The sequence below is a fragment of the Nocardia anaemiae NBRC 100462 genome, assembly GCF_001612725.1.
GTDB lineage: Bacteria > Actinomycetota > Actinomycetes > Mycobacteriales > Mycobacteriaceae > Nocardia > Nocardia anaemiae.
This window is the reverse complement of the sequence record NZ_BDAZ01000002.1, coordinates 18,032-40,062: the sequence shown is the minus strand read 5'-3', so window position 1 is coordinate 40,062 and position 22,031 is coordinate 18,032. Positions and strand designations below refer to the sequence as shown.

Here is a 22,031-nt window from a genome sequence, read left to right as displayed (position 1 = left end):
CAAGGTCTCTCGCGGCGTACGGCTGCATGGATGGACTGGTCGATTATGCCGGGTGCACCGGCCATGGCGGATGGTCCAGGGCATCAGGCCTTGGATGGCGCCATCTGTGCGGTCGCGCGCAGCGATTGCTGGATGGTGATCGTCAGTTGGCGGGTGGCAATTCGCGCGGGCCGCGGTGGCCGGGGAGTTCGTTGCGGTGGTTGGCCGAGATTTCGTCGTGCCGCTGGGCTTGGGAGAGGCCGTGGTTCTGGGGTGTGGCGGCAGGGGGAAGGGCTGAGTAGCGGGGGTCCTGGGTGTAGTCGGCGTCGACGACGGTGGCCGCGACGCGCTGGGCATGCCAGGAATCCGGGGTGCCGGGCAATTGGTAGCCGGGTTGTGCGTGCTGGCCGATGGCCTGGCCGTGCGAGTCCTGGGAGTCGACGGTGACCTTGCGGGTTCGGCGCAGGGTGAAGGTGATCTCTTCGACCTCTTCGAAGGCCTGGCGCGCGGTGCGCAGGGGGTGGGTGGCGGTATCGATCGCATTGGCGACGAACGCGGGCACCAGCGGGCGGATGAAGCGGGCCGCGGTATCGGAGAAGGGCACGGTGCCGATCAGCGGAAGTTCCAGGCCGCCGCTCTTGGGTGCGACGGGTACAGCCGAAGCGGTATGCGGCACCATCGCGCCCGCACCGCCGGTCGGTGCGAGCGCGCCAGCATGCACGGTGGCCGGAAGATTGGGGGTCACCTCATGAGACACGGAGCTGTCCTCTCGATCGCCAGCCGTTCCGGCCGGAAGTTCGCCACGTCGTCCCGGTTCCGTGAAGCCGATTTCCAATCCACCGATCGCGGCGATGATCCGGGTGCGCTGACGCTCCCGATCGATGGCGGTATCGGCCTCGACGGCCAGTCGGGCGGCGGTCAATTGTTGTTCGGCGCGCAGATTTTCGGCCTCGGCCCGCACCTCGGCGCGTTTCACCGCGATGGCGGCATCGGCGCTGCGTTCGGCGCGGTCCTGCACGGTGTGGAAGGCAAGTCGCCGATCCAGTGCGGTCTCGCCGCGCCACCACCGCAGGATCAGCGGCAGCAGCGCGAGCAGGACAAAGGTGCCGATGGTCAGCACCCGCAGCAGGAATGCGCCCGCCGCGGCGGTGGTGTAGTCGTTCATGGCAAGCCAGCGCGCGCCGAGGCCGCGATCGGCGGCGGCGAAGGCGGCGGAACCGGCTGTGTCGAGGGCCTTCTGGTCAGCGGTGATTCGCTGATCCGCTCCGGCCACCCGATCCTGCGCCGCGGCCAACTGCTTGCGCGCGTCGTCGAGCATCGCGTTGGCGGTCTGCGATTCAGGGCCGCGACCTGGCACACCGGTGATCCTGGTCTGCGGGCATTCCGGTGTCGGGTGGTATTCGCAGCGCGCGATCACCAGCGCGTGGTCGATATCGGCCTGCGCCTTGGTGATCGACTGGTCCAGTGCGCCGCGATCGGCCTTCGCACGGTCGAGCTCGCTGCGCGCGGTGACCACGGCGGGTGCGGAATCGACCGCACCCTGGGCCTTTTCATCGAGCAGCCGGTCGATGGTGCCGCCGAAGAGCACGGTCGAGGCGAGTTCCGCGACGAGCACCCCGGCCAGCACCGCGACCGCGATCCGTCCGACGAGGCCGCGGCGATCCGGACCACCGACGGGTCGCGCGGTAACCAAGCCCCTGGCCACCGCACCGGCCAACAGTGCGACGACCATCGCGACGACCACGATCGCCAACAGCGGCATGGCATCGGCCGTGGCAAGTGCGACCGTGCCGACGATCCCGGCCACCGCCGCGAAAAGCAGTACAACGGCGCCGGTCACGGCATAATCCGCCCGCTCATGCGGGTAGTAGAGTTCGGTCCCACTCTGCTCGCGCCCGAGACCTCCGCCGAGCCAGGTGAACAAGCCGGTGATTGTCATGGGATCCCACATCCTCTACATCCCAAGTCAAAGTGGGCTACTGGCCAAACCGTCACAGATTCGTTGTCCCAGCGTGACAGGCGGGGCCGCGACACACCGAGCACGGGGGCGGGGATGTGGTCAGCCTCACATATTCGGTAGCGCTACCGGACTTGTGCCCCCGCTCACCCTTAATCTGGCATCCGATGACCGGAACGGAACGGGGTGGTGCGAGTGTTCTTCCGAGGCTCGGCAAGCGTCTTGGTGTGTGTGGCGGCGACCCTGTTGATGGCCGCCCCCGATGGCCGTGCGCAAGCACTCGACGACGATCCGGCCCTGGACCGCATCGTCGCGCTGGTGACCGAGCGCCTGGATACCGCCGATGCCGTCGCAGCGGCCAAATGGGCGACCGCCGCACAGAACGGCGGCGAACCCTCGATCGACGATCCGGTCCGCGAGGCGCAGGTCTATGACGCGATGGGGCGCCTCGGCGCCGATCGCGGACTTCCGGAAAGCTGGATCCACCAGGTGTTCTACGGCCAGATCGAGGCCAACAAAATCGTGCAGCGCGGCCTGGTCGGTCGCTGGCGCTTCGATCCGGCCGCGGTGCCGAGCACGCCGCCCGATCTTGCGTCCGTGCGCCCGGTGATCGACCGAGTGAACGTGGAAATCCTCGACCAACTCGCACTGCGGCGTGCCGAGCTCACCGGCCCGAACTGTGCCGAGCGCCTGGTACCGCCCGTTTTCGGGATGCTCGGCTCCGGCCGTGACGCGCTGCATCAGGCAGCTCTGGTCCGCGCCGCCGCCGCGCTGTGCGGTCCCTAGATGGGTGTGCCGCGAGCCGCAAAGTCTAGGCGCCGCGTGTCGTACGACGGAAATGTGTCGTAGACCACTCGGATCCGATTGCTGGAAATGTGCTGAATCCCACATCGGACAAAAGAGTCCGGACGGTCGGATCGGATTGTGTGCTTGTCACACCCCTGTCGGAAATCTCTCATCCAGCCCGCTGCTCAGTTAGCCACTGCGAATCGGGTTTGCTCCGCCGCAAGCAGGGAAATCCACTTCGATGCAGGTGAGCGCCGGTTCTCCAGGTGTCAGGTGCGCCGTGGCGCGGGTCATGGGCGCCCGTTCTCGCTGGTTGGCACCGGGTGCCAAGGGGATCGATCGCACCGCGTTCGCTGCTTTACACTGGACAACGCGCACACGTGGAGGACCGATTGAAGAAGCCCAGCTAGACCCGGTTATTAGCATGGCCTGAGTTGGTTGGGCCCCGGACCTGACTTATCGTTTGCTCTTACGCCGAACACAACAAGGTTCGGCAATAGCGCCCGCTCGGGGCTCGGAAATCCGGTGCCCAAGCGTAGCGGGCGCGCACCCGTGCGGAGGTAAGGAACACCTAAGCGTTCCGTTACCGACGAGCACCCCTACGTCATCGCAGCGGGTGGACAACTGGAGACGTGACTGCACGAAGAAGACCATCAGCGCGGCTGGTTTCGCAACGTACAGGCGCAGTCTTGACGGAGGCAATCGACGAAAGGCCCCTTTCCCATAGGCCGATTCATCGAGGCCGACTTTCTTGAAGGCAGAGGCATGACGCAACTTCCTGGCCACAGGTCCCCCGGACCCATCGGGCTCTATGACCCGGCGAACGAGCACGACGCCTGCGGTGTCGCATTCGTCGTCGACATGCACGGCCGCCGCAGCCGCGACATCGTCGACAAGGCTATTACGGCTCTGTTGAACCTGGAGCACCGCGGTGCCGCAGGTGCCGAACCCAATAGTGGTGACGGCGCGGGCATCCTGATCCAGATTCCGGACCGGTTCTTCCGCGCCGTGGTCGATTTCGAGTTGCCGCCGGAGGGCTCCTACGCCACCGGCATCGCCTTCCTGCCGCAGGCCCGCCGCGAGGCGACCAAGGCCGCCTACGGCTTGGAGCGCATCGTCGAATCCGAGGGCTTGGCCGTGCTCGGCTGGCGCGAGGTGCCCACCGACGAGTCCACCCTCGGTGCGCTGGCTCGCGACGCCATGCCGACCTTCCGTCAGATCTTCATCGGCTCGCCGAAGGGGTCGGCCGAACCGCTCTCGGGCATGGATCTGGAGCGTCGGGCCTACGTCGTGCGCAAGCGCGTCGAGCACGAACTGGGCAAGGCCGGTGCGGGCGAGGGCGCGGTCGGCAAGGAGTCGGTGTACTTCCCGAGCCTGTCCGGTCAGACCTTCGTCTACAAGGGCATGTTCACCACGCCGCAGCTGCGCGCGTTCTACCTGGACCTGCAGGACGGCCGGATGGAATCCGCGCTCGGCATCGTGCACTCCCGGTTCTCCACCAACACCTTCCCGTCGTGGCCGCTGGCGCATCCGTTCCGTCGGGTCGCGCACAACGGTGAGATCAACACCGTCACCGGTAACGAGAACTGGATGCGCGCCCGCGAGGCGCTGCTGCGCTCGGATGTCTTCGGCATCGACGAGGCGGGCAACAACCGTCTGCAGAAGATCTTCCCCGTCTGTACCCCGGGGGCGAGCGATACCGCGCGCTTCGACGAGGTGCTGGAACTGCTGCACCTCGGCGGCCGCAGCTTGCCCCACGCGGTGCTGATGATGATTCCCGAGGCCTGGGAACGCAACGAGAACATGGACCCGCAGCGGCGGGCGTTCTACCGCTACCACTCGATGCTGATGGAGCCGTGGGACGGCCCGGCATCGGTGTGCTTCTCCGACGGCACCGTGGTCGGCGCCGTCCTCGACCGCAACGGTCTGCGTCCCAGCCGCATCTGGGTCACCGATGACGGTCTGGTCGTCATGGCCTCCGAGGTCGGTGTACTCGATATCGATCCGGCCAAGGTCGTCCAGAAGGTTCGGTTGCAGCCGGGCCGCATGTTCCTGGTCGACACCTCGCAGGGCCGCATCGTCGGTGACGAAGAGCTCAAGAGCCAGTTGGCCGCCGAGCACCCCTACCAGGAGTGGCTCGACGCCGGTGTCACCAAGCTGGCCGATCTGCCCGACCGTCCGCATGTGCACATGTCGCACGATCGGGTGCTGATCCGCCAGCAGATCTTCGGATACACCAATGAAGAGCTGAGCCTGCTGATCTCGCCGATGGCAAAGACCGGCGGTGAGGCACTCGGCTCGATGGGTACCGACACCCCGATCGCGGTGCTGTCCTCGCGGCCCCGCCTGCTCTTCGACTACTTCTCCCAGCTGTTCGCGCAGGTGACCAACCCGCCACTGGACGCGATCCGCGAAGAAGTGGTGACCAGCCTGCGCCGGGCCCTCGGCCCGGAGGCCGATCTGCTGCATCCGGGACCGGAGTCCTGCCACCAGATCACCATCCCGCAGCCGATCCTGGACAACGACGAGCTGGCCAAGCTCATCCACATCAACGACGACGGCTCGCATCCGGAGCTGCGCTCGGTGGTCGTGCACGGTCTGTACCCGGTGAAGAAGGGTGGCAAGGGCCTGCGCAAGGCGCTCGAGGCCATCAACACCCAGGTCTCGGCCGCCATCGAGGGCGGTGCGCGGATCATCGTGCTGTCCGACCGCGAGTCCAATGAGAAGCTGGCGCCGATTCCGTCGCTGCTGCTGACCGCGTCGGTGCACCACCACCTGGTGCGGGAACGGACCCGGACCATGGTCGGCCTTGTCGTCGAGGCCGGTGATGCCCGCGAGGTGCACCACATGGCCATGCTGGTCGGCTTCGGCGCGGCCGCGATCAACCCGTACATGGCCTTCGAGACCATCGAGGATCTGCTCGAGCGCGGTGGACTCCAGATGCCGGGCAGCACCGGCGATCTGGCCGCCGACTACCGCAAGGCGGTCGCGAACTACAACAAGGCCGCGAGCAAGGGTGTGCTGAAGGTGATGTCCAAGATGGGCATCTCCACCATCGCCTCCTACACCGGCGCGCAGCTGTTCCAGGTCATCGGCCTGTCGCAGGAGCTGGTCGACGAGTACTTCACCGGTCTGCGTTCGCATCTGGACGGCATCGGTCTGGACGAGATCGCCGCCGATGTGGCGGCCAGGCACACAGTAGCCTTCCTGGAGAACCGCAACGAGCGCGCGCACCGCGAACTCGAGGTGGGCGGTGAATACCAGTGGCGGCGCGAGGGTGAATACCACCTGTTCAACCCGGACACCGTCTTCAAGCTGCAGCACGCCACCCGCAGCGGTCAGTACTCGATCTTCAAGGAGTACACCAAGCTGGTCGACGACCAGTCCGAGCGTTTGGCCTCGCTGCGCGGTCTGTTCAAGTTCAAGACCGGTGAGCGCAAGCCGATTTCGATCGACGAGGTCGAACCGGCCAGCGCCATCGTCAAGCGGTTCTCCACCGGTGCGATGAGCTACGGCTCGATCTCCTCCGAGGCGCACGAGACGCTGGCGATCGCGATGAACCGCCTCGGCGGTCGCTCGAATTCCGGTGAGGGCGGCGAACATCCGGCCCGCTTCGAGGTCGAGGAGAACGGTGACTGGCGGCGTTCGGCGATCAAGCAGGTCGCCTCGGGTCGCTTCGGTGTCACCGCGCACTACCTGACCAACTGCACCGATATCCAGATCAAGATGGCCCAGGGCGCCAAGCCCGGTGAGGGCGGTCAGCTGCCCGCGCACAAGGTGTACCCGTGGGTCGCCGAGGTGCGGCACTCGACCCCTGGCGTCGGCCTGATCTCGCCGCCGCCGCATCACGACATCTACTCGATCGAGGATCTGGCGCAGCTGATCCACGACCTGAAGAACGCGAACCCGCAGGCGCGGATTCACGTGAAACTTGTTGCGGAGCCGGGTGTCGGCACGGTCGCCGCCGGTGTGTCGAAGGCGCACGCGGACGTGGTGCTGATCTCCGGCCACGACGGTGGTACCGGCGCCTCGCCGCTGACATCGCTCAAGCATGCGGGCGGTCCATGGGAGCTCGGCCTGGCCGAGACCCAGCAGACGTTGCTGCTCAACGGACTTCGCGATCGCATCGTCGTGCAGGTCGACGGCCAGATGAAGACCGGCCGCGACGTGATGATCGCCGCACTGCTCGGCGCCGAGGAATTCGGTTTCGCCACCGCGCCGCTGGTCGTCTCGGGCTGCATCATGATGCGGGTCTGCCACCTCGACACCTGCCCGGTCGGTGTCGCGACGCAGAATCCGGTGCTGCGCGAACGCTTCACCGGCAAGCCGGAATTCGTCGAGAACTTCATGCTGTTCGTCGCCGAAGAGGTTCGGGAACTGTTGGCGGAGTTGGGCTTCCGCACCCTGGACGAGGCCATCGGCCGGGTCGATATGCTCGACACCTCCAAGGCCAAGGCGCACTGGAAGGCCAGCAAGCTGGACCTGTCGCCGATCCTCGACGATGTCGAGACGGCATTCATGCGCCAGGACCGGTACTGCACCAAGACCCAGGACCACGGCCTGGATCGGGCGCTGGACGTGCAGCTGATCGCGCAGAGCGCCGATGCGCTGGAGCGCGGTCAGGCGGTGAAGTTCGAGACCAAGATCACGAACGTGAACCGCACCGTCGGCACCATGCTCGGCCACGAGGTGACCAAGCTCTACGGTGGCGCGGGTCTGCCCGACGACACCATCGACATCACCTTCACCGGTTCCGCGGGCAACAGCTTCGGCGCGTTCGTGCCCGCGGGCATCACGCTGCGGGTGCAGGGTGACGCGAACGACTATGTGGGCAAGGGCCTTTCCGGCGGCCACATCATCGTGCGCCCGTCGCTGAACGCACCGGCCGAATTCGTCGCGGAGCGCAACATCATCGCGGGCAACGTGATCCTGTTCGGCGCCACCAGTGGGCAGGCCTTCATCAGCGGTGTGGTCGGCGAGCGGTTCGCCGTGCGTAACTCCGGTGCCACCGCGGTGGTCGAGGGCGTCGGTGACCACGGCTGTGAGTACATGACCGGTGGTCGGGTGGTCATCCTCGGTGAGACCGGCCGCAACTTCGGCGCCGGTATGTCCGGCGGTGTCGCGTTCGTCTACGACCCGAACGGCACCTTTGAGGCAAGGCTCAACCCGGAACAGGCCGATGCGGTCGAGCAGCTCGCCGGTGACGACTTCACCTGGCTGCGCGACATCATCACCCAGCACCGCGATCAGACCGGTTCGGCTGTCGCCGAACGCATTCTGAGCGACTGGTCCCAGCAGGTGAACCACTTCGTGAAGGTTATGCCGCGCGAATACAAGAAGGTTTTGCTCGCGATTTCCGAAGCCGAGAAGAACGGCACGGATATCGACGAGGCGATTATGGAGGCGGCACGTGGCTGACCCGCAAGGATTTCTGAAGCACACCAAACGGGAACTGCCGACGCGTCGTCCGGTTCCGCTGCGCCTGATGGACTGGAAAGAGGTCTACGAGGGGAATTTCTCGCACGAGACCCTGCAGACCCAGGCCAGCCGGTGCATGGACTGCGGTATTCCGTTCTGTCACAACGGCTGTCCGCTGGGCAACCTCATCCCGGAGTGGAACGACCTGGTCTACAAGGGCCAGTGGCGTGAGGGCATCGACCGGCTGCACGCGACCAACAACTTCCCGGAGTTCACCGGGCGGCTGTGCCCGGCGCCGTGCGAGGCGTCCTGTGTCCTCGGCATCAACCAGGATCCGGTGACGATCAAGCAGGTCGAGGTCGAGCTCATCGAGAACGCCTTCGACGAGGGCTGGGTGGCCCCGGTCTACCCGACTCGCCTCACCGGCAAGAAGGTCGCCGTTGTCGGTTCCGGCCCGGCCGGTCTGGCCGCCGCACAGCAGCTGACCAGGGCCGGTCACACCGTGACCGTCTTCGAGCGCGCTGACCGCATCGGCGGCCTGCTGCGCTACGGCATTCCGGAATTCAAGATGGAGAAGCGCTTCATCGACCGCCGTCTGGCGCAGATGGAGGCCGAGGGCACCATCTTCAAGACCGGCGTGAACGTCGGTGTCGACATCACTGCGGCGCAGCTGCGTGAGCGGTTCGACGCGATCGTGCTGGCCGGTGGCGCCACCCTGGCGCGTGACCTGCCGATCCCGGGCCGGGATCTGGACGGCATCCACCAGGCGATGGAATTCCTGCCGTGGGCCAACCGGGTGCAGCACGGCGACGATGTCACCGACGAGAACGGCCTGCCGCCGATCCATGCGAAGGACAAGAAGGTCGTCATCATCGGTGGCGGTGACACCGGTGCGGACTGCCTTGGCACCTCGCACCGTCAGGGCGCGGCCAGCATCCACCAGTTCGAGATCATGCCGCGGCCGCCGGAGGAGCGCGCCTCTTCCACCCCGTGGCCGACCTACCCGCTCATGTACCGGGTCTCCTCGGCGCACGAGGAGGGCGGCGAACGCGTCTTCTCGGTGAACACCGAGCGTTTCGTCGGCAAGGACGGCAAGGTCACCGCGCTGGAGGCGCACGAGGTCAAGATGGTCAACGGCCGCTTCGAGAAGGTCGAGGGCACCGACTTCACCCTCGAGGCCGACCTGGTGCTGCTCGCCATGGGCTTCACCGGACCCGAGAAGCGGGGCCTGCTCGAAGGTCTCGGCGTGGGCTACGACCAGCGTGGCAATGTCCAGCGCGATAAGAACTGGTCGACCAATATCCCCGGCGTCTTCGTCGCCGGTGATATGGGCCGCGGCCAGTCGCTGATCGTCTGGGCCATCGCCGAGGGTCGCGCCGCCGCCTCGGCGGTCGACAAGTTCCTGGAGGGCGAGACCGCACTGCCCGCGCCGATTCCGCCGACGGCGGTCGCGCAACGTTAGAACCTCTCTTACCGGAGCGGAAGGGCGCCTGTGGATTTCGATCCACAGGCGCCTTTTATTTGTGCCGGGCTTTTGGCCCGCGGAGGTATTCGAACTCGACCGGGCGCGGAAGGCCGCTGTGCGGAACCATTTTCGGCGTAAGTGGTGACGGGAATCGGACACGGTCGGGGGTTCGAATGGCGTAGCTCGAGGCGTTGCCTTATTGTGATCTGCGCGTGGTGCGTGATCTTGGGATGTGGGTTACCCGTGCATGTCGTACCGGTGGGTGACCCGGTATGCACTGGACCGACATCCGCCGAGGTCAGCACGGTTACAACAACTGTCGGTGCTTGCTCTCGCAAGGGGCGATGTTTTGAACTGGAGCAGTATGCGGTTGAAGAAGGTTGCCGCCGCCATCGGTGCGTGCGCGGCTGTTGCATCCGGCGTGGTCCTTGGTAGCGGTTCGGTAACGGCCGATCCGGGCTGCCCGAGCCTCTATGTGGTCGCGGTGCCCGGTACTTGGGAGACCGGCAAGGACAAGACGCCGCAGCCCGGCATGCTGTCCGGCGTCACCAACAATCTGGGCCGCTCGGTGGACGTCGACTACGTGACGTATGCCGCGACCGCGTTCCCGTGGGAAGGCGATGTCTACGGCGCCTCCAAGAAGGAAGCGACCGATCGCGCCCGCGGCCTGGCCGTCGATATGGTGCAGCGCTGCGGCGGCACCAAGATCGCGCTCGTCGGCTACAGCCAGGGTGCGGATGCGGCGGGCGATCTCGCCGCCGAAATCGGCACCGGCCTGAGCCCGATTCCGGTGGACCGGATCGCGGGAGTCGGCCTGATCTCCGATCCGCGCCGTTCGCCCACCGACATTCAGGTCGGACCGGTCGCGCCGGGCGCCGGCGCCGGTGGCGCTCGGGTCGGCGGCTTCGGCTGGCTCAGCGACCGCACCCGCACCATCTGCGCGCTCGACGACCTCTACTGCGCGACCGCCACCGACGACTTCGTGACCCGGTTCGCCGGTTTCCTCGCGCAGACCTCCGAGGCGAATCCGGCCAACCTCTGGCGCTACCAGCTCGAGGCGGGCACCATCATGAACGACCTGATGAACCTGGGCGGCATCTCGACGCTGCAGTCCCAGCTCACCGACTCCGCCAACCAGCAGCGGGCGAAGGATCTGGAGCGGTTCTACAACTCGCACGCGCATACGCTCTACGGCAGCTACCCGGTGGGCGGCGGGCAGACCGCCATCTCCTGGATGCACAACTGGATCGCGGGCATGGCCTGATTCCAGGTCCCACACATAGCGAAGGCCACCTCTCCCGGCGGAGAAGTGGCCTTTCGCTTTCTGGTACCGGATCAGCCTGCGGACCCGGTCGCCGGTGGCTGGAAGGGCTGCGGTGCCGGGCCGGGCAGGCCATTACCCGGGCCAGGGAACCATGGGCCCTGGTCGTCACCACCATCACCGAGGTGTTGGTCGTGGTGGTGGTGGTGACGGTCGATCTCGATGCCCTGCAATGGAATCTGATCCGATACGGACTGGGCGGACGCATCGGGCTCGGCCGCGGAGGCGGTGACGGCGAGTGCGCCGAGTGGTACGGCGATCAACGCGCCTGCGACTGCAACCCGGGCGACGATACGCCTTGTCTTGGAGAGCAAAACGGTTCCTTTCTCGCGGATCGTGAGTCGCTGGTGCTGGCTCACCCGTCCCATGGAAGGTTCCGTCTCTGAGATCGAGGTGCGACTCGTCTGGCAGTCGACTGTGAATGCCCGAGTCTGGGAACGACCGTCAAGGTTGCTGTGAAATATTGCGCGGCAACAGATCCCACACGTGGCCGTTCTCGTTGATGGTCGCCGCGGTGCGGCGGCCGCTGCGGGAGAACAGGATCCGGGTGATCGAGCAATAGTCGATCGGGAAGGTCAGCGGGCGGGCCAGGCCGAGCACCTCCTGCAGCAGCACATTGATCACCCCGCCGTGCGCGAACACGACCACCGTATCGGCCGGATCGGTATGCGCGGCGATCGAAGTGACGGCATCGCGCACCCGGGTGATGAAGGCTGGTCCATCGACCTGTTCGGGCAGATGTCCGGACTTGATCCGCTCGTAGACGGCCGAGAATTCGGCCTTGGCGTCCTCGATCGGAATGTAGGCGGGCAGGTCACGATCGTATTCGGCCAGATCATCGATCACATCCACCGCGAGCCCGAGCTTCGCCGCGGTCGGTGCGGCCGTCTCCCGCGCCCGCCGCTGCGGACTGCTCACGATCCGACTGATCCGATGCTGACTCAATGCCGCCGGTACCCGTTCGGCCTGCTCTATGCCGACCGGCGCCAATCCGGGATCGGCTGGTCCATCGGAGGTCTGTACCCGCAACGGCTGAGCATGACGAACGAATATCAACTGCACCCCGCCCACTCTGCCGTATGATCGCTGTTCATTCGCACTAGGGGGAATCAGCGACGTATGGGTGCCATACTCGAAGTCATGACCGTCGAACCGTTTCCGCAGTGGCTGCGCCCGCCGCCGGGCGGTTTTGTCGCCGAGGATCTGGACCGCCTGCCCGACCTGCCCCCGCATACCGAGTTGATCGACGGGAGTCTTGTCTTCGTGAGCCCGCAGGCGAAGTTCCACATGCAGGTCATTAACTTGCTCGCCTTCACTCTGCACCCCTTGGCTCCCGCACATCTGCGGATTCGTCGGGAGATGACCGTGACGCTGGGGCGTGACCAGCGACCAGAACCCGACATCATCGCAGTACATGCCGATCGCGATGGTGGTCCGGAGCTGACGACCTACCAGGCCGATGATGTCGTGCTCGCCGTCGAGGTTGTGTCGGCGGAATCTCGTACTCGCGATCGTGAGCGCAAGCCCCAGCTGTATGCCCGGGCAGGCATCACCCACTACTGGCGTGTCGAGAATATCGACGGGCGTCCGGTCGTCTATGTCTACGAACTCGATCCCGCCACAAAGGCGTACGCGCTCACGGGGATCCATCATGAGCGGCTGCGTTTGAGTGTTCCGTTCGAGATCGACATCGATCTGACCGAGATCGATCGGATGTAGATTCGCCGCCGATTACGCCGGGGGATTCGCGGAGCACTCCGGGGGGAGTTCGAAGAAGCTCACGAATTGCGCTACCGCGGCGCTGTCGCCGCTGATGTCGGTCTCGCCGGATGACAGGCTGTCGGTCAGGGGGCGGCCGTGGAAGGCGACGGCGATGAAGGCCGGGACGGTGGTGTGGATGGCGGTTGCACCGGTGCCGGAGGCGCCGCGGGTGATGGTGATGGTGCCGTCGGCGACGACGGCGTGGAATTCGTCTGTGCCGGAATCGGTTCCGGCGAAGTACAGGTCGTAGTCGGCTCGTACGCCTGCCGCTCGCTCGGGTTGGAAGAACGTGCGCAAAGTGACCATCAGCGAATCGGTGGACATGTCGGAGCAGCTGTAGCTGTTCGGGGTGCGGGCGCCCCAGCGGTTCAGCGCGACGATCACGTCATCGAGTTCGCGACCCCAATCGGTGAGGTCGTAGACGGCGGCGCCGACCGGCGGCGGCAGCTTGCGCTTGTGCACGACGCCGATCTGGACGAGTTCGTCGAGGCGCTGGGAGAGCACATTGGGGCTGATGCCGGGGAGTCCGGCGCGCAGATCGGTGAAGCGTTTGGGGCCAAGGAGTAGTTCGCGCACCACGAGCAGGGTCCAGCGCTCGCCGACGAGGTCGAGCGCGCGGGCGGCACCGCAGGCGTCGTGGTAGCTGCGCTTCGCGCGCTGCTCCGAGGCAATAGTCATGGGCTACAGCATATCAGTCGATTCTTCAACTGAATTAATTAGTTGTCTTTTAGGACTAACCATTGCTAGCGTGCCACAGTAACGATCTTCGGGTGGAAGGCGTCTGTGGTGACGGAAGCAAAAGAACGACATAGACAGGTGGGGGACGCCCCCTCCGGTGCGGACAACAAGCGCTGGCTCGCCCTCTATGTGTTGTGTGGCGGGATGCTGATGATCGTGCTCGACGCGACGATCGTGAATGTCGCGCTCGCGGATATCCAGACCGACCTCGGCTTCACGCCATCGGGTCTGGCCTGGGTGGTGAACGGATATCTGATCTCCTTCGGCGGCCTGCTCATGCTGGCCGGGCGACTCGGTGACCTCATCGGTCGGCGCACCATGTTCCTGTCCGGTCTGGTGGTTTTCACCCTGGCCTCGGCGCTGTGTGGTGCGGCCGTCAACGAGGTGACCCTCATCGCGGCCCGCTTCCTGCAGGGCATCGGCGGCGCCATGACATCGGCGGTCATCCTCGGCATGATCTTCGCGATGTTCCCGGACCCGCGCGAGCAGGCCAAGGCGATCGGTCGCTATGCCTTCGTCGCGTCGGCCGGTGGTGCCATCGGCCTGCTGCTCGGCGGTTTCCTGACCGCGCTGGACTGGCGGCTGATCTTCCTGGTCAACCTGCCGATCGGCATTACGGTCGGCCTCGGCGCGCTGAAGATCCTGGACAAGGACAAGGGCGCCGGACTGAAGGACGGCGCGGATGTGCCCGGCGCCGTGCTGATCACGGCGGCGCTGATGCTCGGCGTCTACACCATCGTCAAGCCGGCCGCCGAATACGGCTGGACCGATCCGGTCACGCTGGGGCTCGGTGCGGCCGCGCTGGTGCTGCTGGCCGGATTCATCGCCCGGGAGGCGACGGCGGTCACCCCGCTGATGCCGCTGAAGATCTTCCGCTCGCGAAATCTGTCCGGTGCCAATGTGATCCAGGTGCTGACGGTGGCGGGCATGTTCGGCATGTTCTTCATGGGTTCGCTGTACCTGAAGCAGGTACTCGGGTATTCGCCGATCCAGCTCGGCACGGCCTTCTTCCCGGTCGCGGCGATCATGGGTCTGCTGTCGGTGCGCTATTCCGAACATCTGGTGATGCGCTTCGGCGCCCGCAAGGTGCTGATTCCCGGTCTGCTGCTGATTCTCGCCGCGCTGCTCTGGCTGACCCAGGCGCCGGTGGACGGCAACTACTGGCTCGCTATCTTCGGACCGATGGTGCTGTTCGGCACCGGTGCGGGTCTGGCCTTCCCGTCGCTGATGAATCTGGCGATGTCGGGGGTCGAGCCGCAGGAGGCCGGGCTGGCCTCGGGTCTGGCGAACACCACCATGCAGGTCGGTGGCGCGCTGGGTCTGGCGGTGCTCGCCACCCTTTCGGCGAGCAAGACCGAACACCTGCTGAAGGACGGTGTCGCGCCGAATGTCGCACTCACCAACGGATTCCACCTGGCGTTCTGGATCGGCGCCGCACTGGTGGTCGCCGCGCTGGTCACGGCGGTGGTGGTGCTGAAGTCGGTTCCGGCGCAGCCGCACGACGAACTCGATGACGAACTGTTGCTCGAGGCCGAGGTGGCCTCCGAACGCAGCGCCATCTAGTTCGGAAATACCGAAACGGCCCGGTTCGCGATCGGCGAGCCGGGCCGTTTTCTCGGGCTTACTGTTGCTTCTTGCGCTGGGTCAGCAGGTAGATGCCGCCCACGATCAGCGCGACGACGACCAGGCAGCAGATGCCGCCGATGATCAGCCCGCTGCTGCTCTTCTTCTTTTTCTTGGCCGCGAATTCCACTGCCGAGGCCAGGGTGTCGGAGTTGGTCCAGGTGTCCGCGCTGGCCCAGACCTGCGGGTCCAGCAGAGCGGTATTGGTCAGCAGATCAAGGTACATATGCATCCCATTGTCGAAGGTAACGGCCTCCTCCCGGGGCCGAGTTGTCAACACTAGCGGGCGAATTCCGCTTGGGAAGCCTTCCTATGTTTGCAAATCCTTCAGAGTGAAATTCTCAACACGGAGGTTTCAGCGCGGCTTCACCAAGGGGAACGGCAGCGTCTCGCGAATGCTGCGTCCGGTGATCAACATGACGATGCGGTCCACGCCCATACCCAATCCACCGGTCGGCGGCATCGCGTGCTCGAGCGCCTGCAGGAAGTCCTCGTCGAGTTCCATGGCCTCCGGATCGCCGTTGGCCGCCAACATCGATTGTTCGGTGAGCCTGCGGCGCTGTTCGATCGGATCGGTGAGTTCGCTGTAGGCCGTACCCAATTCGACGCCCCAGGCGACCAGATCCCAGCGTTCGGTCACGCCGGGAATGTTGCGGTGCGCGCGGGTCAGCGGGGAGACCGAGGTGGGGAAGTCGATGTAGAAAGTCGGCTTCTCCGTACGGGATTCGACCAGATGCTCATACATTTCCTGCACGACCTGTCCGGCATCCCAGCCGTGCTGATAGGGCACCTGCGCCTTATCGCAGAGTTCGCGCAGTTCGTCGAGCGTGGTCCGCGGGGTGATCTTGCTGCTGATCGCCTCCGATACCGCGCCGTGCACGGTCTTCACCGCCCATTCCCCGGAGATGTCCACCTCTTCGAAGGAGCCGTCCGGTTTGGGACGCAGCGCGACCATCGAACCATTGGCGGCCTGCGCGGCGTTCTGGATGAGCTGGCGGGCCAGCTGCATCATCCGCTCGTAATCGGCATGTGCCTCATAGGCTTCCAGGCTGGTGAACTCCGGATTGTGGCTGAAGTCGACACCCTCGTTGCGGAAGTTGCGCCCGATTTCGAAGACCTTCTCCATACCGCCGACGCACAGCCGCTTGAGATACAGCTCGGGTGCGATCCGCAGATACAGATCCAGATCGTAGGCATTGATATGGGTGAGGAACGGTGTCGCATTGGCGCCGCCGTGCACCTTCTGCAAGATCGGGGTCTCCACCTCGAGATATCCCCAGGCGTTCAACGAATCCCGCAGCGAGCGCACCACCGCGGTGCGCTTGCTCAGCACCTCGCGGACCTCCGGATTGATCGCCATATCGACGTAGCGCTGACGCACCCTGGCCTCCGGATCGGCCAGGCCCTTCCACTTGTCCGGCAGCGGATGCAGGCATTTGCCGATCATCCGCCAGTCCGCGGCCAGCAGCGAGAGTTCGCCGCGGCGGCTGTGCCCGATCTGACCGCTGACCTCGATGAGGTCACCGAGATCGAAGAATTCGCCGAATTCGGCGCTGCGTTCGACGCCGACCCGATCGCGGTCGATGACCAGCTGGATATCGTCGGTCCAGTCCCGGACCACCGCGAAGATCACCCCGCCGTAATCGCGGATGCGCAACAGTCGGCCGCAGACCCGCACCGTGGTGCCGCGCGGTGAACGACGCGCCGCCGCAACGGTATGCGTCGGCGGATAGGCGACCGGATAGGGGTCGACACCGGCGGCCGCGAGCCGGTCGAGCTTGTCCATGCGCACCCGCACCTGCTCGGGGCGGCGCGGAAGCTGTTCCACCCCGACGTTTTCCGGCAGATCCGGCGGACTGCCGTCGGCGTGCAGTCCGGTGACGCCCGCGGGAACCGCGCTGTGCAGACCGGTGTGGGTAATGGTCTCGGGATCCTTGCCGAAGCGCGGTAGGAAGCCCTCGGCGAGCGCACTGGCCATCGCCACCCGGGGTAGTTGTCTGCGCTCCTCGAACAGGAAGAACCGGGGCACCCAGTGCGGCTGATACTTCACATTCGACCGGTACAGCGCCTCCAGCTGCCACCAGCGCGAAAAGAACAGCAGCACACCGCGCCACAGCCGCAGCACCGGTCCGGCGCCGATGCGTCCGCCCTCCTCGAAGACCGAGCGGAATACCGCGAAGTTCAGCGAAACCCTGGTGATGCCATGCTGTTCGGAGGTCAGTGCGAGCTGGGAGATCATCAGCTCCATGACACCGTTGGGGCCGTGTGGATCTCGGCGCATCAGCTCGAGTGACGCGCCGGTACGTCCCCATGGCACCAGCGAGAGCATGCCGAGCACCTGGTCCTGCGGGTTCACCGCTTCCACCAGCAGGCACTCGCCGTCCAGCGGATCGCCGAGGCGGCCGAGCGCCATCGAGAAGCCGCGCTCGGTTTCGGTATCGCGCCAGGCATCCGCCCGCGCGATCACCTGCCGGAATTCCTCGGCCGGAATATCGCGATGGCGGCGGATCCGCACATGGATCCCGTGCTTGCGCAACCGATTCGCGGCCTGGCGGACCTGCTTCATCTCCGGGCCCGCGAGCGAGAACGACCTGGTGTCCAGAATTGCCTCATCGCCGAGGCGCAGCGCCGAAAGTCCGGCTCGCCGATATGCCGTGGCACCGAGTTCGCTGGCGCCCATGACCGCCGGTGCCCAACCGAATTGGTCGGCCAGTTGCAGCCAGGCATCGATCGCCTGCGGCCAGGCCTCGCGAATGCCGATCGGATCACCACTGGCGAGGCAGACGCCCAATTCGACGCGATAGGTCAGCGCCGCCTTGCCGCTCGGTGCGAACACCACCGCCTTATCGCGGCGAGTCGCGAAGTAGCCGAGCGAATCCTCGACATCGGAGCGTTCCAGCAGCCCGCGGATCGCGGATTCGTCGGTGCCGGTCATCGCATTGCCCGCGCGTTGCGAGCGCAGCAGGATGACCACCGCGGCCAACAGCGCGATGGCGCCGAAGAGACCGAGCAGGAAGTTGACGAACGGGCGCGGATGGCCGTCGAAATGTTCGTTGTCCACCAAGACGGCGGCAGTGACCCGATAGACCGACCACAGCGGCCGCTGCACGCCACGCGGCAGCGAACCGGGGAACAGTTCCACCAGGCCCCAGCCGAGCAGACAGCCGACCGCGAGGCCGCCGACCAGTACGCCCAACGCCTTCCAGCCCGCGCCCCGGCGCACCTTGGTGTAGAACTCCCGCCAGGACGCGAGCAGCACGCCGATCGCGACGATCTGCACCATCGCCGCCACCAGCGCGTGCATATTGGCCTCGTCGGCGAATTCGAGCACATTCGCCAGCGCGTAGAGCGCGATATAGCCGATCAGCAACCACCAGGCGATCCGCTTGCGGCTGGCCGTCGCCCCAGCGAGCAGACCGACCACCAATGCCCATACGAGGCTGGTATCCGGTGCGTCGAAGTAGTACAGGTCGATGTAGCGACGCGGCACATGCGTCAGATATCGCAGTCCGGGCGAGAGGCTCCACAGGAAGCAGAGCACGGCGAACACACCCAGGATCAGACCCGCGATATGCGGGACCTCGCGCAGCCGTCCGTGTCCGCGATGCGGTACCGGTGGTGCCGCTCTCTCCGGGAGTGCTTCGGTGTCGATGTGTTGCCGGGCGTGCGTGGTTGTCACAGCACCAGTGTGTACGGTGCCGCGGTAGTGGTGCTCGAAGACCACCCGGGCATGTCGGTTATCGGTGCGTCATCGCCCGTCGTTCGTACCGCGGGTGGGGGTGGGATTTCCCGTTCGACGGCGACGGAGTAAGGATGTATCCCATGTCCGATGCAGTCGATGTGCCGATCGATGACGACGTCATTCGACTCGGTCAGTTCCTCAAGCTGGCCAATCTGATCGATTCCGGATCGGAGGCCAAGACCGTGATCGCCGCGGGCCTGGTACGGGTGAACGAGGAGGTGGAACTGCGTCGCGGACGGCAATTGCATGTCGGCGACATTGTGGCCATCGCCGGTCACAAGGCCAGGGTGGCGACGGCTTAGTCGCTCAGTCTTCGGCACGGACCACGATGCCGTCGTGGTCGCTGTAGAGCATCTCGCCGGGCACGAAGGTGATACCCCCGAATTCGACCGGGATATCGCGGTCGCCGCTGCCGGTCTGGGTGCTCTTGCGCGGGTTGGTGCCCAGTGCCTTGATACCGATATCGAGCGTGCGCAGGATGGCCGAGTCGCGCACCGCACCGTTGACGATGACGCCGGACCAGCCGTTGGCCACACCGCGTCCGGCGATGATGTCGCCGACCAGTGCGGTGTGCACGCTGGCGCCGCCGTCGACGACGAGCACGCCGCCATTACCCGGCTCGCTCAGCGTTTGCTTGACCAGCAGGTTGTCCTGGAAGCAGCGGATCGTGGTGATCCGCCCGGAGAACTCCGCGCGCCCGCCGAACTGGATGAACTGCGTGTCGCAGCTACGGATTTCGGGGCCGATCTCGTCGGCGAGGTCCGCCGTGGCAATGGTGTTCACTGTGACATTCTGCCGCGCCTGCGGCGCGGCGTGTTCGCGGCCCCCTGGTGTCTCGCGAACGTCGCTCGTAAGACTCGCTCCGTGCTGGTCGAGCGGGTGCGGAGGGTTAGCGCTGGCCGATGGGCGTTCGCGCAGGGCTGTGTCGCTAGCGGTGCCCGTAATGCATCTGGTACTTGATCCGCTCGGTTTCGCGCATCTTGTTGTGGTCGATCCATTGCGGATCGAGGCCGTGCTGCCGCATCCGGTGGCGGCGCCAGACGTAGCTGCGCGCGACGGTGAACACGACCAGCGGCACGAGCATCATGATGATCACGCCGATCTTCAGCGCGATCGGCCCGGGGAACAGCAGCGGGACCAGCAAGAGCGGGACGAATGGAACGATGAACCGGACGAGGTAGCGCACCTCGGCCCCGTGCCCGACGAGGTCGTGGATGACCCACTCGTGCAGCTCCTCGGGGAGCTCGCGGCCGAGATCGTATGAGATCCGTTGGCCTATCGTGGGGCGTTTCATATGTTCAGGCTATGCCCGTGATATGCGTCACCGCCAGGTTCGGCGAATATTCGCCCAGCCCGGATCAGGCCCGACCATGGCGGCGTTCGTAGGCCAGCCGCTCGTTTTCCGCGCGCTTGCTGGACGCGGAGTCGGCCAGTGCCGGATCGAGGCCGTGCTTGACCAGACGCGCCCTGCGATACACGTACATCAGCGCCGCGGTGAAATAGATCAGCGGCAGATACAGCAGGGCCATCATCGCCAGGCCCATCCATTTCGGTCCCGGGACCAGCAGGAACAGACTCAGAACCGGGATCATCGGAATGAGGAAGCGCATCAGATAGCGCCGCGCCGCACCGGGGCCGGTCAGATCCTCGAGTACCCAGGCCGACATCGACTCCGGCAGCGTGCGCCCGCAGATGTAGGCGATGCGCTGTGGAAATGTCGGTGTCGTTCGGTCGGCCATGGTGCCAAGCATCCTCCGGCGGGACCGGCCGGGACAAGTTCCGGGCTAGCCCCTGCTGGCGTGGAATTCGGCGATCTGGGTTGTCAGATTGTGTGTGGAGTGCTTTACCGCGATCTTCACGAACGGCTCGATGGTCTTCCCGAGCACCTTGCCCGCGATTCCGCCCGGCACGCGATAGTCGACGATCGCGTCGACCGTGCAGCTGTCGGCACCCTTGGCGTGGAACAGGAAGGTCGATTCGATCTCGAACCCCTTGATCGACTTCACCGCGATCGCGTAGTTCTCCTCCCACCGCACGACCTGCAGGCGCGAATGCAGCGCGGCGGGGCCGAGTTTGATGGTGCCGTCGAAGGTCGCGCCGACGCCCTCGACCTGGTCGGTGATCGGCGTGAAGTCCTGGACCTCGGTGATGAAACGCGACAGATTCCGGTAATCGTTGACATACGCGAAGGCTGTTTCGGCCGATGCCGCACAGTCCTCGACGATCTTCACCTCGGTCATGGGCACAACTGTAACGGGTTGCTATCTGCCGGACTGCAGGTGCTTGCATTTGCAAGCGTCATGCGGTGACCGCCAGCGTCGCCGCCAGTCCGAAGGCCACGGCCATCACCGCCACCTCGACAACCGCCCGCCGCAGCGAGGATTCCGCGGTCATTCGATGCCCGGTCGCCTGCGGTACCCAGGCTCGTCGCCACCACCAGCCCAGGGCAAGCAAGGCAACCAGCACAAGGGTTTTCGCCAGCAAAATGCGGCCGTAGCCGGTCGTCGCGAACGGTGCGATCCCACCCACCCGCACCAAGCCGTTGATCAGACCGGTGACTGCGACGATGCCGACCAGCGGCAGCGCAACCGCCGAATACCTCGGCAGCGTCACCGCCCACTCGCCTCGGCTGCGCACCACAAGTGCCAGCGCGATCAGCAGCCCGAACCAGGACGCCGCCGCCAGCGCGTGCACCGCCGCGAGCACCGAGCCGAACGGTTGTTGCGACATATGCCCGGTGATCGGCCGCAGTGCCAGCGCCACCGCGGCGAAGATCAGCACCAGATCGGCCGATGCGGTTTGCGGTCGCCGGAACGCCATGGCCGAATAGCTGGCGACCGCACCGCTGCCGATCAGTACCGCGATACCGACCTGACCGCCGCTGATCTCGACCAGGAAATCGCCGAACTGCCGACCGCTGAGCTTGCCGACGGGCACGCCGACCACCGCGGCCGCCTCGAAAACGAGCACTGTGAATTCGGTGACACACCAGATCCCGGCGAGCACCGCGAGCGCCCGCCACGGCGGCCGCAGCCGATCGTGCAGCCGGGGCAGTGCGGCCAGTCCGAGCACGGTCGCCCCGGTGCAGTCCGCCAGCACCCGGACGACGCTTTCGGCTTGCGCGGGCGCCGGGACGGCCAGGATCAGCGCGAGCGCCACGCCGAGCAGCCCGGCCGGGACGACCAGCAGCAGAGCTTGCGCATTCCCGCCGCCGGTCGTCGGCTGCACCTTGTTCACCTGT

18 protein-coding genes are annotated in these 22,031 nt (G+C 65.8%); 7 read left to right on the top strand and 11 right to left on the bottom strand.

From position 1 onward, the window contains the following. Nucleotides 1-142: 142 nt before the first annotated feature. Nucleotides 143-1,918 carry a DUF4407 domain-containing protein gene (locus tag NA5_RS02350; protein WP_062981461.1) on the bottom strand — a complete coding sequence of 592 codons (1,776 nt, stop codon included), beginning with the start codon at nucleotides 1,916-1,918 and terminating at the stop codon, nucleotides 143-145. A gap of 207 nt (nucleotides 1,919-2,125) precedes the next feature. Between NA5_RS02350 and aroQ the strand changes: the two genes are divergently transcribed. The 4 genes from aroQ (at nucleotide 2,126) to NA5_RS02330 (ending at nucleotide 10,869) form a co-directional block, all read left to right on the top strand. Next, a complete protein-coding gene (aroQ, locus tag NA5_RS02345) occupies nucleotides 2,126-2,722 on the top strand; it encodes a gamma subclass chorismate mutase AroQ (RefSeq protein WP_218020037.1) in 597 nt (198 codons plus the stop codon). Nucleotides 2,723-3,487: 765 nt separating this feature from the next. Further along, on the top strand, nucleotides 3,488-8,140 hold the full coding sequence (gene gltB / locus NA5_RS02340) for a glutamate synthase large subunit (protein ID WP_062981406.1): 4,653 nt from the start codon (nucleotides 3,488-3,490) through the stop codon (nucleotides 8,138-8,140). Further along, nucleotides 8,133-9,602, top strand: a complete 1,470-nt coding sequence (locus NA5_RS02335; protein ID WP_062981404.1) for a glutamate synthase subunit beta — start codon at nucleotides 8,133-8,135, stop codon at nucleotides 9,600-9,602. The genes gltB and NA5_RS02335 overlap by 8 nt, the downstream gene beginning before the upstream one ends. A gap of 367 nt (nucleotides 9,603-9,969) precedes the next feature. Beyond that, nucleotides 9,970-10,869 carry a cutinase family protein gene (locus NA5_RS02330; RefSeq protein WP_084483832.1) on the top strand — a complete coding sequence of 300 codons (900 nt, stop codon included), beginning with the start codon at nucleotides 9,970-9,972 and terminating at the stop codon, nucleotides 10,867-10,869. Nucleotides 10,870-10,940: 71 nt separating this feature from the next. Here NA5_RS02330 and NA5_RS02325 read toward each other — a convergent pair whose 3' ends face one another. After that, the gene (locus NA5_RS02325; RefSeq protein ID WP_084483834.1) at nucleotides 10,941-11,240 is read right to left on the bottom strand and encodes a hypothetical protein; all 300 of its coding nucleotides are present in this window, start codon (nucleotides 11,238-11,240) and stop codon (nucleotides 10,941-10,943) included. A gap of 130 nt (nucleotides 11,241-11,370) precedes the next feature. Continuing rightward, a complete protein-coding gene (locus NA5_RS02320; RefSeq protein WP_062981399.1) occupies nucleotides 11,371-11,988 on the bottom strand; it encodes a histidine phosphatase family protein in 618 nt (205 codons plus the stop codon). 78 nt (nucleotides 11,989-12,066) lie between these two features. On the opposite strand from NA5_RS02320, the gene NA5_RS02315 reads away from it, so the two are divergent. Continuing rightward, nucleotides 12,067-12,645 (top strand): Uma2 family endonuclease, encoded by a 579-nt coding sequence (locus NA5_RS02315; protein ID WP_062981457.1) that lies wholly within the window; start codon nucleotides 12,067-12,069, stop codon nucleotides 12,643-12,645. A 12-nt stretch (nucleotides 12,646-12,657) separates the two neighbouring features. Here NA5_RS02315 and NA5_RS02310 read toward each other — a convergent pair whose 3' ends face one another. Continuing rightward, nucleotides 12,658-13,365: a winged helix-turn-helix transcriptional regulator gene (locus NA5_RS02310; RefSeq protein ID WP_062981397.1), complete on the bottom strand. Its 708-nt coding sequence runs from the start codon at nucleotides 13,363-13,365 to the stop codon at nucleotides 12,658-12,660. 108 nt (nucleotides 13,366-13,473) lie between these two features. Here NA5_RS02310 and NA5_RS02305 point away from each other — a divergent pair, with 108 nt between their 5' ends. Further along, nucleotides 13,474-14,988, top strand: a complete 1,515-nt coding sequence (locus NA5_RS02305; protein WP_245672052.1) for an MFS transporter — start codon at nucleotides 13,474-13,476, stop codon at nucleotides 14,986-14,988. A gap of 58 nt (nucleotides 14,989-15,046) precedes the next feature. Here the strand turns inward: NA5_RS02305 and NA5_RS02300 are convergent, their stop codons facing one another. Both NA5_RS02300 and lysX read right to left on the bottom strand, forming a co-directional pair. Beyond that, on the bottom strand, nucleotides 15,047-15,280 hold the full coding sequence (locus NA5_RS02300) for a hypothetical protein (protein ID WP_157110190.1): 234 nt from the start codon (nucleotides 15,278-15,280) through the stop codon (nucleotides 15,047-15,049). A 123-nt stretch (nucleotides 15,281-15,403) separates the two neighbouring features. Then, nucleotides 15,404-18,727, bottom strand: coding sequence for a bifunctional lysylphosphatidylglycerol synthetase/lysine--tRNA ligase LysX (gene lysX, locus NA5_RS02295; protein WP_062981453.1), 3,324 nt, complete (start codon nucleotides 18,725-18,727; stop codon nucleotides 15,404-15,406). Nucleotides 18,728-18,870: 143 nt separating this feature from the next. On the opposite strand from lysX, the gene NA5_RS02290 reads away from it, so the two are divergent. Continuing rightward, nucleotides 18,871-19,092, top strand: a complete 222-nt coding sequence (locus NA5_RS02290) for an RNA-binding S4 domain-containing protein (RefSeq protein ID WP_062981451.1) — start codon at nucleotides 18,871-18,873, stop codon at nucleotides 19,090-19,092. 4 nt (nucleotides 19,093-19,096) lie between these two features. On the opposite strand, the gene rraA is transcribed toward NA5_RS02290, so the two are convergent. From rraA to NA5_RS02265, 5 genes are all read right to left on the bottom strand, one after another. After that, nucleotides 19,097-19,564 (bottom strand): ribonuclease E activity regulator RraA, encoded by a 468-nt coding sequence (gene rraA, locus NA5_RS02285; RefSeq protein ID WP_174555184.1) that lies wholly within the window; start codon nucleotides 19,562-19,564, stop codon nucleotides 19,097-19,099. 154 nt (nucleotides 19,565-19,718) lie between these two features. Beyond that, the gene (locus NA5_RS02280; RefSeq protein WP_062981391.1) at nucleotides 19,719-20,084 is read right to left on the bottom strand and encodes a DUF5313 family protein; all 366 of its coding nucleotides are present in this window, start codon (nucleotides 20,082-20,084) and stop codon (nucleotides 19,719-19,721) included. Between the two features lie 64 nt (nucleotides 20,085-20,148). Then, nucleotides 20,149-20,529: a DUF5313 family protein gene (locus tag NA5_RS02275; RefSeq protein ID WP_062981389.1), complete on the bottom strand. Its 381-nt coding sequence runs from the start codon at nucleotides 20,527-20,529 to the stop codon at nucleotides 20,149-20,151. A 45-nt stretch (nucleotides 20,530-20,574) separates the two neighbouring features. Further along, on the bottom strand, nucleotides 20,575-21,030 hold the full coding sequence (locus NA5_RS02270; protein ID WP_062981387.1) for an SRPBCC family protein: 456 nt from the start codon (nucleotides 21,028-21,030) through the stop codon (nucleotides 20,575-20,577). A 58-nt stretch (nucleotides 21,031-21,088) separates the two neighbouring features. Then, nucleotides 21,089-22,027, bottom strand: a complete 939-nt coding sequence (locus tag NA5_RS02265) for a CopD family protein (RefSeq protein ID WP_371856364.1) — start codon at nucleotides 22,025-22,027, stop codon at nucleotides 21,089-21,091. Nucleotides 22,028-22,031 lie beyond the last annotated feature (4 nt).